17 protein-coding genes are annotated in these 14,819 nt (G+C 51.4%); 12 read left to right on the top strand and 5 right to left on the bottom strand.

What is annotated here, in order from left to right; translation table 11 throughout:
* The first annotated feature begins 74 nt into the window (after window positions 1-74).
* The 7 genes from mlaF to murA all read left to right on the top strand — a co-directional run bounded on the left by mlaF (window position 75) and on the right by murA (window position 4,935).
* Window positions 75-887, top strand: coding sequence for a phospholipid ABC transporter ATP-binding protein MlaF (gene mlaF / locus KP22_RS15230; protein ID WP_039304045.1), 813 nt, complete (start codon window positions 75-77; stop codon window positions 885-887).
* Between the two features lie 7 nt (window positions 888-894).
* On the top strand, window positions 895-1,677 hold the full coding sequence (gene mlaE / locus KP22_RS15225; protein ID WP_039304049.1) for a lipid asymmetry maintenance ABC transporter permease subunit MlaE: 783 nt from the start codon (window positions 895-897) through the stop codon (window positions 1,675-1,677).
* A 4-nt stretch (window positions 1,678-1,681) separates the two neighbouring features.
* Window positions 1,682-2,257 (top strand): outer membrane lipid asymmetry maintenance protein MlaD, encoded by a 576-nt coding sequence (gene mlaD, locus KP22_RS15220; RefSeq protein ID WP_039325092.1) that lies wholly within the window; start codon window positions 1,682-1,684, stop codon window positions 2,255-2,257.
* Between the two features lie 12 nt (window positions 2,258-2,269).
* Window positions 2,270-2,899 (top strand): phospholipid-binding protein MlaC, encoded by a 630-nt coding sequence (mlaC, locus tag KP22_RS15215; protein WP_039325090.1) that lies wholly within the window; start codon window positions 2,270-2,272, stop codon window positions 2,897-2,899.
* Between the two features lie 13 nt (window positions 2,900-2,912).
* A complete protein-coding gene (gene mlaB, locus KP22_RS15210; RefSeq protein WP_039325088.1) occupies window positions 2,913-3,203 on the top strand; it encodes a lipid asymmetry maintenance protein MlaB in 291 nt (96 codons plus the stop codon).
* A gap of 134 nt (window positions 3,204-3,337) precedes the next feature.
* On the top strand, window positions 3,338-3,592 hold the full coding sequence (ibaG, locus tag KP22_RS15205) for a BolA family iron metabolism protein IbaG (RefSeq protein ID WP_039304057.1): 255 nt from the start codon (window positions 3,338-3,340) through the stop codon (window positions 3,590-3,592).
* A gap of 80 nt (window positions 3,593-3,672) precedes the next feature.
* On the top strand, window positions 3,673-4,935 hold the full coding sequence (gene murA / locus KP22_RS15200; protein ID WP_039304060.1) for a UDP-N-acetylglucosamine 1-carboxyvinyltransferase: 1,263 nt from the start codon (window positions 3,673-3,675) through the stop codon (window positions 4,933-4,935).
* A gap of 109 nt (window positions 4,936-5,044) precedes the next feature.
* Here the strand turns inward: murA and degS are convergent, their stop codons facing one another.
* The 3 genes from degS to zapG form a co-directional block, all read right to left on the bottom strand.
* Window positions 5,045-6,142 (bottom strand): outer membrane-stress sensor serine endopeptidase DegS, encoded by a 1,098-nt coding sequence (gene degS, locus KP22_RS15195; RefSeq protein ID WP_039325086.1) that lies wholly within the window; start codon window positions 6,140-6,142, stop codon window positions 5,045-5,047.
* A 213-nt stretch (window positions 6,143-6,355) separates the two neighbouring features.
* Window positions 6,356-7,726 (bottom strand): serine endoprotease DegQ, encoded by a 1,371-nt coding sequence (gene degQ / locus KP22_RS15190; RefSeq protein ID WP_039304067.1) that lies wholly within the window; start codon window positions 7,724-7,726, stop codon window positions 6,356-6,358.
* 247 nt (window positions 7,727-7,973) lie between these two features.
* On the bottom strand, window positions 7,974-8,378 hold the full coding sequence (zapG, locus tag KP22_RS15185; RefSeq protein WP_039304070.1) for a Z-ring associated protein ZapG: 405 nt from the start codon (window positions 8,376-8,378) through the stop codon (window positions 7,974-7,976).
* Window positions 8,379-8,593: 215 nt separating this feature from the next.
* Here zapG and zapE point away from each other — a divergent pair, with 215 nt between their 5' ends.
* The 5 genes from zapE to sspB all read left to right on the top strand — a co-directional run bounded on the left by zapE (window position 8,594) and on the right by sspB (window position 12,296).
* Entirely contained in the window at window positions 8,594-9,745 is a 1,152-nt protein-coding gene (zapE, locus tag KP22_RS15180) for a cell division protein ZapE (protein ID WP_039304073.1), read from the top strand.
* Between the two features lie 235 nt (window positions 9,746-9,980).
* On the top strand, window positions 9,981-10,409 hold the full coding sequence (gene rplM, locus KP22_RS15175; RefSeq protein WP_005975488.1) for a 50S ribosomal protein L13: 429 nt from the start codon (window positions 9,981-9,983) through the stop codon (window positions 10,407-10,409).
* 15 nt (window positions 10,410-10,424) lie between these two features.
* On the top strand, window positions 10,425-10,817 hold the full coding sequence (rpsI, locus tag KP22_RS15170) for a 30S ribosomal protein S9 (RefSeq protein WP_005975490.1): 393 nt from the start codon (window positions 10,425-10,427) through the stop codon (window positions 10,815-10,817).
* A 328-nt stretch (window positions 10,818-11,145) separates the two neighbouring features.
* Entirely contained in the window at window positions 11,146-11,787 is a 642-nt protein-coding gene (gene sspA / locus KP22_RS15165) for a stringent starvation protein SspA (RefSeq protein ID WP_039304076.1), read from the top strand.
* Between the two features lie 5 nt (window positions 11,788-11,792).
* Window positions 11,793-12,296 carry a ClpXP protease specificity-enhancing factor gene (sspB, locus tag KP22_RS15160; protein ID WP_039304079.1) on the top strand — a complete coding sequence of 168 codons (504 nt, stop codon included), beginning with the start codon at window positions 11,793-11,795 and terminating at the stop codon, window positions 12,294-12,296.
* Between the two features lie 63 nt (window positions 12,297-12,359).
* Here sspB and KP22_RS15155 read toward each other — a convergent pair whose 3' ends face one another.
* Window positions 12,360-13,133: a (S)-acetoin forming diacetyl reductase gene (locus tag KP22_RS15155; RefSeq protein ID WP_039304082.1), complete on the bottom strand. Its 774-nt coding sequence runs from the start codon at window positions 13,131-13,133 to the stop codon at window positions 12,360-12,362.
* A gap of 263 nt (window positions 13,134-13,396) precedes the next feature.
* Window positions 13,397-14,815, bottom strand: a complete 1,419-nt coding sequence (locus KP22_RS15150) for a glutamate synthase small subunit (RefSeq protein WP_039304085.1) — start codon at window positions 14,813-14,815, stop codon at window positions 13,397-13,399.
* Between the last annotated feature and the right edge of the window lie 4 nt (window positions 14,816-14,819).

The following is a 14,819-nucleotide window of genomic DNA, read 5'->3' as shown; positions in this document are numbered from 1 at the left end:
CTCTGATCAAAACCAGCCGTTAGGCTGGAATGAAAGACCTCTATAAGCGTACTGATTGGTAAGGAATGGAAATAATGAACCATGAGGCAACTAATCTGGTCGAGATCCGTGGTCTTAGCTTTCGTCGCGGAGAGCGAGAGATTTTTACGGATATCACGCTGAACGTTCCTAAAGGCAAGGTCACTGCGATCATGGGGCCTTCTGGTATCGGTAAAACTACGTTGCTGCGTCTGATCGGCGGGCAACTACCGCCGGACAGTGGTCAAATCTGGTTTGATGGTGAGAACATCCCCGCGCTATCGCGCAGCGAACTGTACAACGCGCGCAAGAAAATGAGCATGTTGTTTCAGTCCGGGGCGTTATTCACCGATTTGAACGTGTTTGATAATGTCGCCTGGCCGCTGCGTGAACATACCCAACTGCCGGAGTCGCTGCTGCGTAGCATTGTGATGATGAAGTTGGAAGCCGTGGGGTTGCGTGGTGCTGCCGAGCTGATGCCAGCGGAGCTTTCCGGTGGTATGGCGCGGCGCGCGGCGCTGGCGAGAGCCATTGCGCTCGACCCTGAACTGATTATGTTTGATGAGCCTTTTGTCGGGCAGGATCCGATCACGCTGGGGACTCTGGTGAAGCTTATTGACGAGTTGAACCATGCATTGGGCGTGACCTGCGTTGTGGTTTCTCACGATGTACCGGAGGTGATGAGCATCGCCGATTACGCCTATATTGTGGCCGACAAACGGGTGATAGCGGAAGGAACAGCGGAACAGCTAAGGGCGAATAATGATTCGCAGGTTCGTCAGTTCCTGGATGGCATCGCCGACGGGCCAGTGCCTTTCCGTTTTCCAGCGGGCGACTATAAAACGTCGCTGCTAGGCTCAGGGGGTTAACGCAGTCATGTTATTACGGACGTTGGCGTCGCTAGGGCGTCAGGGAATCTCTACTAGTGCCTCGTTTGGGCGCGCAGGGCTGATGCTGTTTAATGCGCTGGTGGGTAGACCTGAATTCAGAAAACAGTGGCCGCTGTTGGTGAAACAACTTTACAGCGTTGGCGTGCAGTCGCTGCTTATCATCATGGTTTCCGGTTTGTTCATCGGTATGGTGCTGGGGTTACAGGGCTATATCATCCTGACGACGTACAGTGCCGAGGCCAGTTTGGGCATGATGGTGGCGCTGTCGCTGCTGCGTGAGCTTGGTCCGGTGGTGACGGCACTGCTGTTCGCCGGGCGAGCTGGGTCCGCGTTGACGGCGGAAATCGGTCTGATGAAGGCAACCGAGCAGCTTTCCAGCATGGAGATGATGGCGGTTGACCCGCTGCGCCGCGTTGTCGCACCGCGCTTTTGGGCTGGGTTAATCAGTATGCCGCTGCTGGCAGTGATTTTTGTCGCGGTGGGCATTTGGGGAGGCGCGTTGGTCGGTGTGGACTGGAAAGGTATCGACAGCGGGTTCTTCTGGTCTGCCATGCAGGGCGCGGTTGACTGGCGTCAGGATGTATTGAACTGTGTGATTAAAAGTATCGTATTTGCGATTACCGTGACCTGGATTGCACTGTTTAACGGCTATGATGCGATCCCGACGTCTGAGGGGATTAGCCGTGCAACGACCCGAACCGTCGTGCATTCGTCGTTAGCGGTACTGGGATTGGATTTTGTGCTGACAGCACTGATGTTTGGGAACTGAGTCGATGCAAACAAAGAAAACTGAAGTCTGGGTTGGTGTGTTTATGTTGATCGCGCTGGCTGCCATTCTCTTTTTATGCCTGAAAGTGGCCGATCTCAAGGCGATAGGCAGTGAGCCAACGTATCGTCTGTACGCGACATTTGACAACATTGGCGGGTTGAAAGCGCGTTCTCCGATCCGAATTGGCGGCGTGGTCATTGGCCGCGTGGCGGATATCTCGCTGGATGAGAAAACCTACCTGCCGCGTGTGGCGATGGATATTCAGCAGCGTTACGATCATATCCCCGATACCAGTTCTCTGGCTATTCGTACCTCGGGCTTGCTGGGCGAGCAGTATCTGGCATTGAATATCGGGTTTGAAGATGAGGATATGGGGACGACGATTCTGAAGGACGGTGGTGTGATTCAAGACACCAAGTCAGCGATGGTGCTTGAAGATCTCATCGGTCAATTCCTATATAAGAGCGGTGGCAATAGTGAGGATAATGCGGGGCAATCGGGGCAATCGGGGCCGGAGCCGGGTGACGATTCTGCGGCAACCTCTGAGCACAGCAACGAACCTGTTCCTTCACATCCATAAGAGGATATCTGCATGTTTAAACGTTTACTGATGGTAGCTTTACTGGTGGTCGCGCCATTAGCCAACGCGGCGGATCAAACCAATCCCTATCGTTTAATGAATGAAGCGGCGGGAAAAACCTTTGATCGTTTAAAGAATGAGCAGCCCAAAATCAAGCAAAACCCTGACTATTTGCGTACTGTCGTGCGTGAAGAACTGTTGCCGTATGTTCAGGTGAGATATGCCGGTGCGTTGGTTCTGGGCCGTTACTACAAAGATTCAACACCGGCACAGCGTGATGCCTATTTCAAAGCGTTTGAAGCCTATCTTGAGCAGGCTTATGGGCAGGCTCTGGCGATGTATAACGGGCAGACTTATCAAATCGCTCCTGAACAGCCGCTAGGCAATGCCGATATCGTTTCCATTCGCGTCACTATCGTTGATAACGGTGGCCGTCCTCCGGTACGTCTGGATTTCCAATGGCGTAAGAACAGTAAAAGCGGTAACTGGCAGGCGTATGACATGATTGCCGAAGGCGTCAGTATGATCACCACGAAGCAGAACGAGTGGGCGTCAATATTGCGTCAGAAAGGCGTTGACGGCCTGACTCAACAACTGGAAGCCTCGGCGAAGCAGAAAATCACGTTGGATCAGAAAAAGTAATTTGGGTACGAACATGGCGAACGCATTGAACTGGCAGGCGCAGGAAGCAACGTTGGCATTAACCGGCGATCTGGATCGTGAAACGCTGTTACCGTTCTGGCAGCAGCGTGAATCGTTGCTAGCGGGTAAAACCACGCTGGATGTGTCTGGATTAAACCGTGTTGATTCTGCTGGGTTGGCATTGCTGATACACGTTTATCAGCAGCCGTGTTCAGGCGATGAGATAACGATTGTAGGTGCCAGCGATCGGTTAAAAACGCTCATTGCGCTCTATAACCTGAATGAAATCATTCCTGTGTCTTAAACGGTAACGCGGGTTACCGGATTCGCCCCTCTAGGCATCGTCTGAAGGGGCGCATTCTTTGTTTAAGATAGCGTCATATTCATCTAAGATACCTCCCTGTAAATCATCTCCCCCTGACATAGAAATCGAGAGCGATGGAAAATAACGAAATTAAAGACGTGCTGATGAACGCATTAGCACTGGAAGAAGCCCATGTTTCTGGTGATGGCAGCCATTTTCAAGTCATCGCAGTGGGCGGACTTTTTGCTGGAATGAGCCGAGTAAAAAAACAGCAGGCTGTTTATGCGCCGCTGATGGAGTACATCGCGGATAACCGTATTCATGCATTGTCGATTAAGGCCTATACGCCTGAAGAGTGGCAACGTGACCGTAAACTGAACGGCTTCTAAGTATTCCCTGTACGATAGGGAATACACTGCCGGTATCAGTATGACGAAATATTGAATTAAGACATTGAGATACAAAGACTATGGATAAATTTCGTGTTCAGGGCCCAACCCGCTTAGCGGGGGAAGTGACCATTTCCGGTGCCAAGAATGCCGCGTTGCCAATCCTGTTCGCTGCGTTACTCGCAGAAGAGCCGGTAGAAATCCAGAACGTACCGAAACTGCGCGACATCGATACCACTATGAAGCTGCTTGGTCAGTTGGGTGCGCGCGTTGAGCGTAACGGTTCCGTCCATGTGGATGCCAGCGATGTAAACGTGTTTTGCGCGCCGTACGATCTGGTGAAAACCATGCGCGCTTCGATCTGGGCTTTGGGGCCGCTGGTGGCGCGTTTTGGCCAGGGTCAGGTATCGCTGCCCGGCGGCTGTGCGATTGGCGCGCGCCCGGTGGATTTGCATATTTACGGCCTTGAGCAGCTCGGGGCGCAGATCGTACTGGAAGAAGGCTATGTAAAAGCAACGGTTGATGGACGCCTGAAAGGTGCGCATATCGTGATGGATAAGGTTAGCGTGGGTGCCACGGTAACCATCATGAGTGCGGCAACGCTGGCGGAAGGCACCACGATTATTGAGAACGCCGCGCGTGAACCAGAGATTGTCGATACGGCAAACTTCCTGAATACGTTGGGTGCGAAAATCAGCGGTGCAGGCAGCGATAAAATCACCATTGAAGGCGTTGCGCGTCTGGGTGGCGGCGTGTATCGCGTTGTCCCTGACCGTATTGAAACCGGCACATTCCTGGTCGCGGCTGCGGTATCTCGTGGTCAGATTATTTGTCGCAATACCCGTCCTGATACGCTGGATGCGGTGTTGGCGAAGCTGCGCGAAGCGGGCGCGGAGATTGAAATTGGCGAAGACTGGATCAGCCTGGATATGCACGGTAAGCGTCCGAAAGCGGTTACCGTTCGCACCTCCCCGCATCCTGGGTTCCCGACCGATATGCAGGCGCAGTTCAGCTTACTGAATCTGGTCGCAGAAGGGACGGGGGTGATTACCGAAACTATCTTTGAAAACCGCTTCATGCATGTGCCTGAGCTTATCCGTATGGGCGCACAGGCGGAAATCGAGAGCAATACGGTGATTTGCCACGGCGTAGATAAGCTGTCGGGGGCGCAGGTGATGGCGACCGACTTACGTGCGTCAGCCAGTCTTGTATTAGCAGGTTGTATTGCGGAAGGCGTGACGATAGTGGATCGTATTTATCACATCGATCGTGGCTATGACCGCATTGAAGATAAACTGCGTGCCTTGGGTGCGAACATTGAGCGCGTTAAAGAGCACGAGTAAGCGTTTCTGCCGTTTAATCTTCAAATGATATTTGTTAGCCGCCGGGTGGGTTCCCACCCGGTTTCTTGTTTGCCCGCGCTGTGACTTTTATTAACGACTTTGCATACTGCTATTGGGTCGGGAATTCCTGAATTGTCATTTGTAGCGTGATTTGCTTATTAGCACGCTCAATAGTGACCGGAATGACGGTGCCGGGATGTATTTCCGAAACCTGTTCCATCGTCTCGATAATTGAGCGTGCAGGCTTATTGTTCACGCTAACGATGACGTCTTCGATGTGGATACCCGCTTTATCAGCTGGACCATTTGGATCGATAGTCTGGACGAGAATGCCGGTCAATCTACCCTGCGCATCACGATTGTTGGTTGATGTGCTGTTCTCAAAATTTTCGAGCTGTACGCCGTTGATGCCAATATAGCCGCGAACCACACGACCATCGCGGATCAGCTTGCCCATCACCTTGGTCGCCAGTGCCACGGGAATCGCGAAGCTAATGCCTTCTGGCGTTTCGCCATTGCTGCTTTTATCAAAAGAGAGAGTATTGATACCGACCAGTTCACCGAGTGTGTTGACCAACGCGCCGCCGGAATTCCCGTGGTTAATTGACGCATCGGTTTGTAACAGATTTTGGCGTCCAACCTGGCTTCTTTGCTGTCCGTAAGTGCTGAGGCTGACACGACCGGTGGCGCTGATTACGCCTTGCGTGACGGTTTGCCCCAGGTTGTAAGGGTTGCCGATTGCCATCACAACATCGCCAACGTGCGGTATACGGTCTGGATTCATGGGAATAACGGGTAAGTTGACGCCATCAATTTGTAACACCGCCAGATCGGTCAGGGAATCAGAACCGATGACGCGTGCTTCATACAGCCTGCCGTCTGACAGCTCTATCTGAATCTGTTGCACGTTATTAATCACATGCTTGTTGGTTAAAATATACCCTTTTTCATTCATGATGACGCCAGAACCCAGAGGGTGAATCGCGACTTCACTGGGTTTGTCGGTATTGGCAACCCGATTATAAATATTAACCACAGCGGGAGCCGCGCGGTTGACGCCCTGATGATAACTGACGGGCGAGCCTTCAGTATTTCTGTCATTGCTTTTCAGAAACGACATGCCAGATCCGATAAACGGAAGTACGGCCAGAATAATACCGGCAACGAGGGCACCAAATAGCGCTGAACGTAATAACTTAGCAAGCATGGCCGCGATTTTCTGTGGAAAAAGGGAGATGGAGGAAGGATATCACGAGAAGTTCGGACACCGCATGACTCGGTGTCCGATTTTTTATGGCGTTCCATCCCTGGCCGTCACCCTTACGGGCCGTTGCTGATACAACGTTAAAAATTTCTCCTGGAAATTTTTTAACATTAGCGATTTTCTGGCCGGTTAAGCCGTCGTAAAAACGACAAGCGATTAACGTAGCAGCAGATAGATCGTTTCTTCGCCACGAACAATATTCAACGCCAGAACGGAAGGTTTTGCCTCCAGCAGTTTGCGCAGTTGCGTGATATTTTCAATACGTTCGCGGTTTACGCCGATGATAATATCGCCTTTTTGCAGACCGACCTGCGCTGCTGGCGTGTCTTTAGCGACGTTATCAATCTGTACACCTTTACTGCCGTCTTTCAGTTGACCATTGGTTAGAGATGCGCCCTGTAATGACGGTGAAAGCGTTTCGGCGCTGGTTGATGCCGAGGTGCTGTTATCCAACACGACGGAAACCTCTTGCGGTTTACCATCACGCAACAGGCCGATTTTCACGGTCTTGCCTGGCGCGGTGGTGCCGACTTTGGCTCGAAGTTCTGCAAAGCTGCTGATTGGTTTACCATCCAGCGTGGTCAACACGTCGCCCGCCTTAATACCGGCTTTGGCCGCGGCAGATTTCGGTAAAACCTCGCTGACGAAGGCACCGCGCTGCGCGTCGACTTTGAAGGCTTTCGCCATCTCAGACGTCATCTCGCTGCCTTTAATACCCAGCAGCCCACGCTTGACCTCACCAAATTCAACCAATTGCTGCGCCAGATTCTGGGCCATGTTGCTAGGGATGGCGAAACCAATGCCGATGTTCCCACCGCCGGGCGCCAGAATCGCGGTATTGATACCGATCAGTTCGCCGTTGAGGTTAACCAGCGCACCACCTGAGTTACCGCGGTTGATGGAAGCATCGGTCTGGATGAAGTTTTCCAGTCCTTCAAGATTCAGGCCGCTACGTCCCAGTGCGGAGATAATGCCGGATGTTGCAGTCTGGCCGAGGCCGAACGGATTACCAACGGCAACGGCAAAGTCACCGACGCGTAATTGATCGGAATCCGCCATTTTCACGGCGATCAGATTTTTGGCGTCGTTCACTTGTAGCAGAGCGATATCGGTCTGCTCGTCGCGACCGATCAGCTTCGCATCATATTCACGTCCGTCATTAAGCTGGACGCGGATTTTGTCGGCGTTATTGATAACGTGATTGTTGGTGAGCACATAACCTTTTGCTGCATCAATAATCACGCCGGAACCCAGACCTTCAAACGGACGAGAATTTTGTTTGTCTGTCGGGAAATTCGGACCAAAAAAGAACTTAAACTCTTCTGGCACGCGCTGGCGCTGTACCTGTGTACCTTCAACATGCACGCTGACGACGGCTGGCAAGACTTTTTCCAGCATCGGAGCCAGGCTTGGCGTCTGTTGCCCTTGAACCACGGCTGGCAGTGCAGCATTCGCTGTGGGAAGCGTGGACAGGGTCAAACCTATACTCATTGCCAGTGCACTAAATAATAATGACGTTTTTTTCATTGTTATTAACTCTCTCACGGCCTGCGGATGAATAAAACGATGATATATAAACTTAAAGACACGGTGAAGAGTCAGACTGACGATCAATGTGTAAAGTTCACTGCTGTTTCGTCAGCAGATTGTAACTATCGCTTTTTATGGTGTGTGATCGAACGATGACAGCCTGCGGTGCGCATCTTAATAAGCGTAGAACAAGAGAAGAGAAAGCGTGAGACAAGCCGCCTCACGCTTAAGTTGATTGAATGGATTATTTGCGAATCGGGCTTTCGCCACGCAGCAGACCAGACGCGCCATCGGAATAATCGCGTGGTGGCATATTCACCGGAGCCTGATCGTTATCTGCTTCTGACTCGGTCAGCCGATATTTAAACGGATTATCATGGCCGGGAACGTTAGGTAACAGGTTATTGGAGCTTTTCGCCATGTGCTGATAAAGCTGACGATAGTCATCCGCCATGTTGTCCAACAGCTCCGCACTGCGGGCGAAGTGTCCAACCAATTCCTGACGATAGTCTTCGAGTTCGGTTTTGCTTTTCTCCAGCTCATTTTGCAATACCTGCTGTTGCCGCAGCTTACGGTTACCAAAGCGCATGGCGACAGCACCAATAATAATACCGACAACTAAACCTATCAGCGCATACTCCCAAGTCATAATAGCTCCTATTTTGACGTCGTTGTCCCGTAGGGTTTTTCACTTAATAATAGTCACTATAACCGTTAACCTTGCCTGAGTGGAATCCTGATGCTCGATGACCGACAGGAATGTTGACTCAGCGCAGACATCAAGGTTGTTAACTGCGACGATTACGGCTTAAATCGACGGCAACACACAGCAAAATACAACTAACTTTTTTCTCAGGGATTGCGATGGCTACTCCACAGACAACATGGCAGCAAACCACACCCTTGGCGCTTTACCAACAGGCACTTTCCGCCGGTGAATATCAACCAGACGAGGTGCAGCGGCAAACGGTTGTGCGTCTGGAAGCGATACATCAGGCACTATGCAAACGTGTTGCGGATGACAATGCAGGGGCGTCTGGCCGCGTGGGGAAATGGCGTAGCTGGCTGGGGCTGAGTGATAAACGCGAGTCTGCGCCGGTTCAAGGGCTGTATATGTGGGGCGGCGTCGGGCGTGGTAAAACCTGGCTGATGGATATGTTTTTCCATAGCCTGCCTGCCGAACGTAAGATGCGTCTGCATTTCCATCGCTTTATGCTGCGTGTACATGAAGAGTTGAATCAGTTTCAGGGGCAAGAAAATCCGCTGGAGAAGGTGGCCGACGGTTTCAAAGCCGAAACCGATGTACTGTGCTTTGATGAATTCTTCGTCTCTGACATTACCGATGCGATGCTGCTGGCTGAATTGCTGCGTGCGCTGTTTGCCCGTGGTATTGCGCTGGTAGCGACGTCGAATATTCCGCCGGACGATCTCTATCGCAATGGATTACAACGTGCGCGTTTTCTCCCTGCCATTGAGTTAATTAAACAGTATTGTGAAGTGCGCAATGTCGATGCCGGCATCGATTATCGTCTGCGAACGCTAACACAGGCACATCTTTATCTTTCCCCGCTGAATGAAGAGACAAGTGCCGCGATGCAGCAGATGTTCACCCGCCTGACTGGGAAGAAATTGCAGACGCCGGGACCGATGCTGGAGGTCAATCATCGTCCGCTAGCGACACTCGGCGTAAGCGACGGCGTGCTGGCAGTCGATTTCCACACGCTGTGTACAGAGGCGCGCAGCCAGAATGATTACATCGCGCTTTCGCGCCTCTACCACACGGTGCTGTTGCACAATGTGACGGTGATGGATACGAAAGAAGAGAATACCGCTCGCCGTTTTCTGGCGCTGGTAGACGAGTGCTACGATCGTCGTATCAAATTGATTATCTCTGCACAGGCCTCGATGTTTGATATCTACCAGGGAGAGCACTTGAAATTTGAATATCAGCGCTGTTTATCTCGTTTACAGGAAATGCAAAGCGAAGAGTACCTACGGCAGCCACATTTGGCATAACGCTGGCTGTAGTTTTCGTCATTTGCGTGTGAAAAAAGGTCGATTTTTGAGAATGACTTCTCTATAATCTTGCGACCCCACGTTACAACAAAGTTTTTTTCCCAAAAACTTTATAGTGCCGGCAATGGCTATTCGAAGGGGTAGGTTTGCTGGACTTGATGGTCGTGTGAGCCTCAACTGTTTTCGAGCGTTTGGGTGTTCACCAACGTGTAACTAATTATTGGGTAAGCTTTTAATGAAAACTTTTACAGCTAAACCAGAGACCGTAAAACGCGACTGGTACGTTGTTGATGCGAACGGTAAAACTTTAGGCCGTCTCGCTACTGAACTGGCTCGTCGTCTGCGCGGCAAGCATAAAGCGGAATACACTCCGCACGTTGATACGGGTGATTACATCATCGTTCTGAACGCTGACAAAGTTGCTGTAACTGGCAACAAGCGTACTGACAAGATTTATTATCATCACACCGGTCACATCGGTGGTATTAAACAAGCGACCTTTGAAGAGATGATTGCCCGCCGTCCTGAGCGTGTGATTGAAATCGCGGTTAAAGGCATGCTGCCGAAGGGCCCGTTGGGTCGTGCTATGTTCCGTAAACTGAAAGTTTACGCGGGCACCGAGCACAATCACGCGGCACAGCAACCGCAAGTTCTGGACATTTAATCGGGATTATAGGCAATGGCTGAAAATCAATACTACGGCACTGGTCGCCGCAAAAGCTCCGCCGCTCGCGTGTTCATCAAACCGGGCAACGGTAACATCGTTATCAACCAGCGTAGTCTGGAACAGTACTTCGGTCGCGAAACTGCCCGCATGGTAGTTCGTCAGCCGCTTGAACTGGTCGACATGGTTGGTAAATTTGATCTGTACATCACCGTTAAAGGTGGTGGTATCTCTGGTCAGGCTGGTGCGATCCGTCACGGTATCACCCGTGCTCTGATGGAGTATGATGAGTCTCTGCGTGGCGAACTGCGTAAAGCCGGTTTCGTTACTCGTGATGCTCGTCAGGTTGAACGTAAGAAAGTCGGTCTGCGTAAAGCACGTCGTCGTCCTCAGTTCTCCAAGCGTTAATTTCTGGCTGCATTGCAGCGAAATCAATGCAAAAAACCCGGTGCTGGTCACCGGGTTTTTTATGTCTAAAAATAATTTAATCGAAATATACGCTTTACTTTCCGTATCTTAGCGATGAAATTGCGCTTATGCCCCCACAAAACGAACAAAATCTGATAAGCTATTAGCCGATTTTATGCCTGTGTGCCAGCTATCGCGTAGTCGTTTAAAACGATGGATTTTATCAGGTGACGTTTACACATTGGCGAGCAGAATTTCGAATAGCGGTTTGCAGGTTATTCACTGCGTGGTTATTCGCCATATTTTCTCAATAAACTTGGAGGTTTTCATGGCTGTCGCTGCCAACAAACGTTCGGTAATGACGCTGTTTTCTGGTCCGTCCGACATTTTTAGCCATCAGGTCCGCATTGTATTGGCGGAAAAAGGTGTGAGTGTCGAGATTGAGCAGGTGGACATGGATAATTTGCCTCAGGATCTTATTGACCTCAATCCTTATGGTTCCGTGCCGACGCTGGTCGATCGCGAACTGACGCTCTATGAATCACGTATTATCATGGAGTATCTGGATGAACGTTTTCCTCATCCGCCATTAATGCCCGTCTACCCGGTTGCGCGCGGTAACAGCCGCCTGATGATGCATCGCATTGAGAGCGACTGGTATTCTTTGCTGAAGAAAATTACGCATGGCAACGCTCAGGAAGCGGACGCTGCGCGTAAACAACTGCGTGAAGAACTGCTGGCAATTGCCCCGGTGTTCAATGAAGCGCCTTATTTCATGAGTGAGGAGTTCAGCCTGGTGGATTGCTATCTGGCTCCACTGCTGTGGCGTTTGCCACAGATAGGCATTGAACTGAGTGGTTCGGGCGCGAAAGAACTGAAAGGCTACATGACACGCGTCTTTGAGCGTGATGCGTTCCTGGCTTCCCTGACGGAAGTGGAACGTGAAATGCGTTTGCAAACCCGAGGTTAAACTGTATGGCGTTGTCTCAACTGTCTCCGCGTCGTCCGTATTTATTACGGGCTTTTTATGATTGGTTGTTGGACAACCAATTAACGCCTCATCTGGTGGTCGATGTGACTCTGCCAGATGTTATGGTGCCGATGGAGTTTGCCCGTGACGGCCAGATTGTGCTGAATATCGCACCGCGCGCTGTTGGTGGCCTTGAGTTAGCTGATGACAGCGTTCGTTTCAATGCCCGTTTTGGCGGCGTACCGCGTCAGGTTTATGTGCCGATGGCGGCCGTAATGGCGATCTACGCACGTGAGAACGGGGCTGGAACGATGTTTGAGTCCGAACCTGCTTACGAATCCGCGGGTGAATATGAAGACTTGCAAGAAGACTTACCCTCTTCAGGAGCGGTCATGTCGATTGTCGATAGCTCGCCTGATTCAGAAGCGCCTGACGATGACTCGGGTTCTGATGATGAACCACCACAGCCGCCTAAAGGTGGCAGACCCTCTCTACGGGTCGTAAAGTAATCTGTTCCTAAGGGCACCACTGCGGTGCCCTTGCTTATTTCGTATCGTTAGCAAAATATGACGTTAATTGAACACCATTCCGCCATCAATCAATAACGACTGTCCTGTCATATAGTCGGAATCATGGCTGGCCAGATAGGAGACGCAAGCGGCGACATCTTCTGGTTCGGAAAGACGACCCAGCGTGATGCGTTTGGCGAATTCCTCCGTCGCATAGCCTTGCGGTTTTCCTGCGGATTCAGAGATTTTTCGATCGATTTCATCCCACATCGGCGTTTTTACGATGCCTGGACAATAACCATTAACCGTGATTCCCAACGGCGCTAAATCGCGAGCGGCAGTTTGCGTCAAGCCGCGAACGGCAAATTTACTCGAACTGTATACAGCGAGTTCGGGATTACCGACATGTCCAGCCTGTGAGCAGGCATTGATGATTTTTCCGCCGTGACCCAGAGATTTGAAGGCATCAAGCGCAGCCTGAATGCCCCAGATGACGCCTTTGACGTTGATGTTGTAAACGCGATCGATGACTTCTGGCGTGATATCTTCAATCAGGGTTGAGGGGGCAATACCGGCGTTATTGACGATGACGTTAAAGTCACCAAAGCGCTTTTTGGCTTCTGCGACGGCGGCGAAAACCGCCTCACGATCCGCGACGTCTGCCTGTAGTGCGATGGCTTGCCCGCCGGATTTTTCGATTTCCTGCGCCACGCTGTGTGCGGATTCTTGGTTATAGTCCACGATGGCGACGGCAAAGCCATCTGCCGCCAGTCTGAGAGCAATAGCACGGCCAATACCTTGACCGCCTCCTGTTACAAGAGCCACTTCAACTGTCATATTTCCTCCTTAATAAAATCCAATCTTAATAAAGACAAGTAAATGCCGGAGGTAAGTGTAGGCCTTTCACGTAAAATTGCAGGATTTATTACGAAAAGTTCTTTAGAGCGGAGTGGAAAGATGAAGGGTTTATTAGCCCGTCTGGTGTGAAATGCCAAAGAAAGAAACAGAGTGGGTTTCTGTCGGTTGCTAACAGGTGCTTGAGGTTAAACCGGAAAAAGAAAAGGGCAGCTAATGCTGCCCTCAAGAGGTGTGTTGTGTTTCTACACTTCCAGATAGTTCATGATGCCGTCTGCGGCTTTACGACCTTCTGCGATGGCCGTAACCACCAGATCGGAACCGCGTACTGCGTCGCCGCCCGCAAAAATCTTCGGGTTGCTGGTTTGGAAAGCGTTGTCGCAGCTTTCTGGTGCAACAATGCGCCCTTGATCGTCCAGTTTGACGTCATGTTCTGCCAGCCACGCCATTTTGTGCGGACGAAAGCCGAACGCCATGATGACCGCATCCGCTTCCAGTACGTGCTCGGAACCCTCTACGATTTCAGGACGACGACGGCCGTTGGCATCCGGTGCGCCCAGTGCAGTACGGGCCATTTTCACGCCACACACTTTGCCCGTGCCATTGATCTCGACGCTTAACGGTTGCAGGTTGAATTTGAACTCGACGCCTTCTTCACGCGCGTTTTTCACTTCGCGCTTGGAGCCTGGCATGTTCTCTTCATCACGACGATAGGCACAGGTAACGTGCGTTGCGCCCTGACGAATCGAGGTACGCACGCAGTCCATCGCGGTATCACCACCGCCCAGCACCACAACGCGTTTCCCCTGCATACTGATGTAAGGCTCGTCTACTGCGGCGTCAAAGCCCATCAGCTGCTTGGTGTTAGCGATCAGGAACGGCAGCGCATCGTAGACACCTTGAGCATCTTCATTGTCCAATCCGCCACGCATAGACTGATAAGTGCCGACACCGAGGAATACCGCATCGTACTCGTCCAGCAGCGCTTTCATTTGTACGTCTTTGCCGACTTCGATATTCAGACGGAATTCGATCCCCATCTCAGTGAAGATTTCACGGCGTTTCACCATCACCTCTTTTTCCAGCTTGAAAGAGGGGATGCCGAAGGTCAGCAGGCCACCGATCTCAGGGTGACGATCGAAAACGACGGCCTGTACGCCACTGCGTGCCAGCACATCGGCACAGGCCAGCCCAGCTGGGCCTGCGCCAATGATGGCGACGCGTTTGCCGGTTGGTTTGACGTTGGCAACGCTTGGCTTCCAGCCCATCTCTATCGCTTTATCATTGATATAGCGCTCGATGTTGCCGATGGTGACCGCGCCGAACTCATCATTCAGCGTACAAGACCCTTCACACAGACGATCCTGCGGGCATACGCGGCCGCAGACTTCCGGCAGGCTGTTGGTCTGGTGTGATAACTCAGCCGCTTCGATAATGCGGCCTTCGTTCGCCAGCTTCAGCCAGTTCGGAATGTAGTTATGTACTGGACACTTCCACTCACAGTAAGGGTTTCCGCATGACAGGCAGCGATCTGCCTGTGCTTTGGACTGGCTTTCTGAGAACGGCTCGTAGATCTCAACAAATTCAATTTTACGAATCTTCAGCGGTTTCTTGGGCGGATCAACGCGCTGTAAGTCGATAAATTGGTAAACATTTTGACTCATGATG

Origin of the sequence: Pectobacterium betavasculorum, assembly GCF_000749845.1 — a bacterium.
Classification (GTDB): domain Bacteria; phylum Pseudomonadota; class Gammaproteobacteria; order Enterobacterales; family Enterobacteriaceae; genus Pectobacterium; species Pectobacterium betavasculorum.
This window is presented reverse-complemented; position numbering and strand designations above follow the sequence as displayed.

Bases quoted from the DNA above. Each gene is read 5' to 3' on its own strand.
- mlaF (WP_039304045.1), top strand. From the start codon at position 75: ATGAACCATGAGGCAACTAATCTGGTCGAGATCCGTGGTCTTAGCTTT.
- mlaE (WP_039304049.1), top strand. From the start codon at position 895: ATGTTATTACGGACGTTGGCGTCGCTAGGGCGTCAGGGAATCTCTACT.
- mlaD (WP_039325092.1), top strand. From the start codon at position 1,682: ATGCAAACAAAGAAAACTGAAGTCTGGGTTGGTGTGTTTATGTTGATC.
- mlaC (WP_039325090.1), top strand. From the start codon at position 2,270: ATGTTTAAACGTTTACTGATGGTAGCTTTACTGGTGGTCGCGCCATTA.
- mlaB (WP_039325088.1), top strand. From the start codon at position 2,913: ATGGCGAACGCATTGAACTGGCAGGCGCAGGAAGCAACGTTGGCATTA.
- ibaG (WP_039304057.1), top strand. From the start codon at position 3,338: ATGGAAAATAACGAAATTAAAGACGTGCTGATGAACGCATTAGCACTG.
- murA (WP_039304060.1), top strand. From the start codon at position 3,673: ATGGATAAATTTCGTGTTCAGGGCCCAACCCGCTTAGCGGGGGAAGTG.
- degS (WP_039325086.1), bottom strand. From the start codon at position 6,142: ATGCTTGCTAAGTTATTACGTTCAGCGCTATTTGGTGCCCTCGTTGCC.
- degQ (WP_039304067.1), bottom strand. From the start codon at position 7,726: ATGAAAAAAACGTCATTATTATTTAGTGCACTGGCAATGAGTATAGGT.
- zapG (WP_039304070.1), bottom strand. From the start codon at position 8,378: ATGACTTGGGAGTATGCGCTGATAGGTTTAGTTGTCGGTATTATTATT.
- zapE (WP_039304073.1), top strand. From the start codon at position 8,594: ATGGCTACTCCACAGACAACATGGCAGCAAACCACACCCTTGGCGCTT.
- rplM (WP_005975488.1), top strand. From the start codon at position 9,981: ATGAAAACTTTTACAGCTAAACCAGAGACCGTAAAACGCGACTGGTAC.
- rpsI (WP_005975490.1), top strand. From the start codon at position 10,425: ATGGCTGAAAATCAATACTACGGCACTGGTCGCCGCAAAAGCTCCGCC.
- sspA (WP_039304076.1), top strand. From the start codon at position 11,146: ATGGCTGTCGCTGCCAACAAACGTTCGGTAATGACGCTGTTTTCTGGT.
- sspB (WP_039304079.1), top strand. From the start codon at position 11,793: ATGGCGTTGTCTCAACTGTCTCCGCGTCGTCCGTATTTATTACGGGCT.
- KP22_RS15155 (WP_039304082.1), bottom strand. From the start codon at position 13,133: ATGACAGTTGAAGTGGCTCTTGTAACAGGAGGCGGTCAAGGTATTGGC.
- KP22_RS15150 (WP_039304085.1), bottom strand. From the start codon at position 14,815: ATGAGTCAAAATGTTTACCAATTTATCGACTTACAGCGCGTTGATCCG.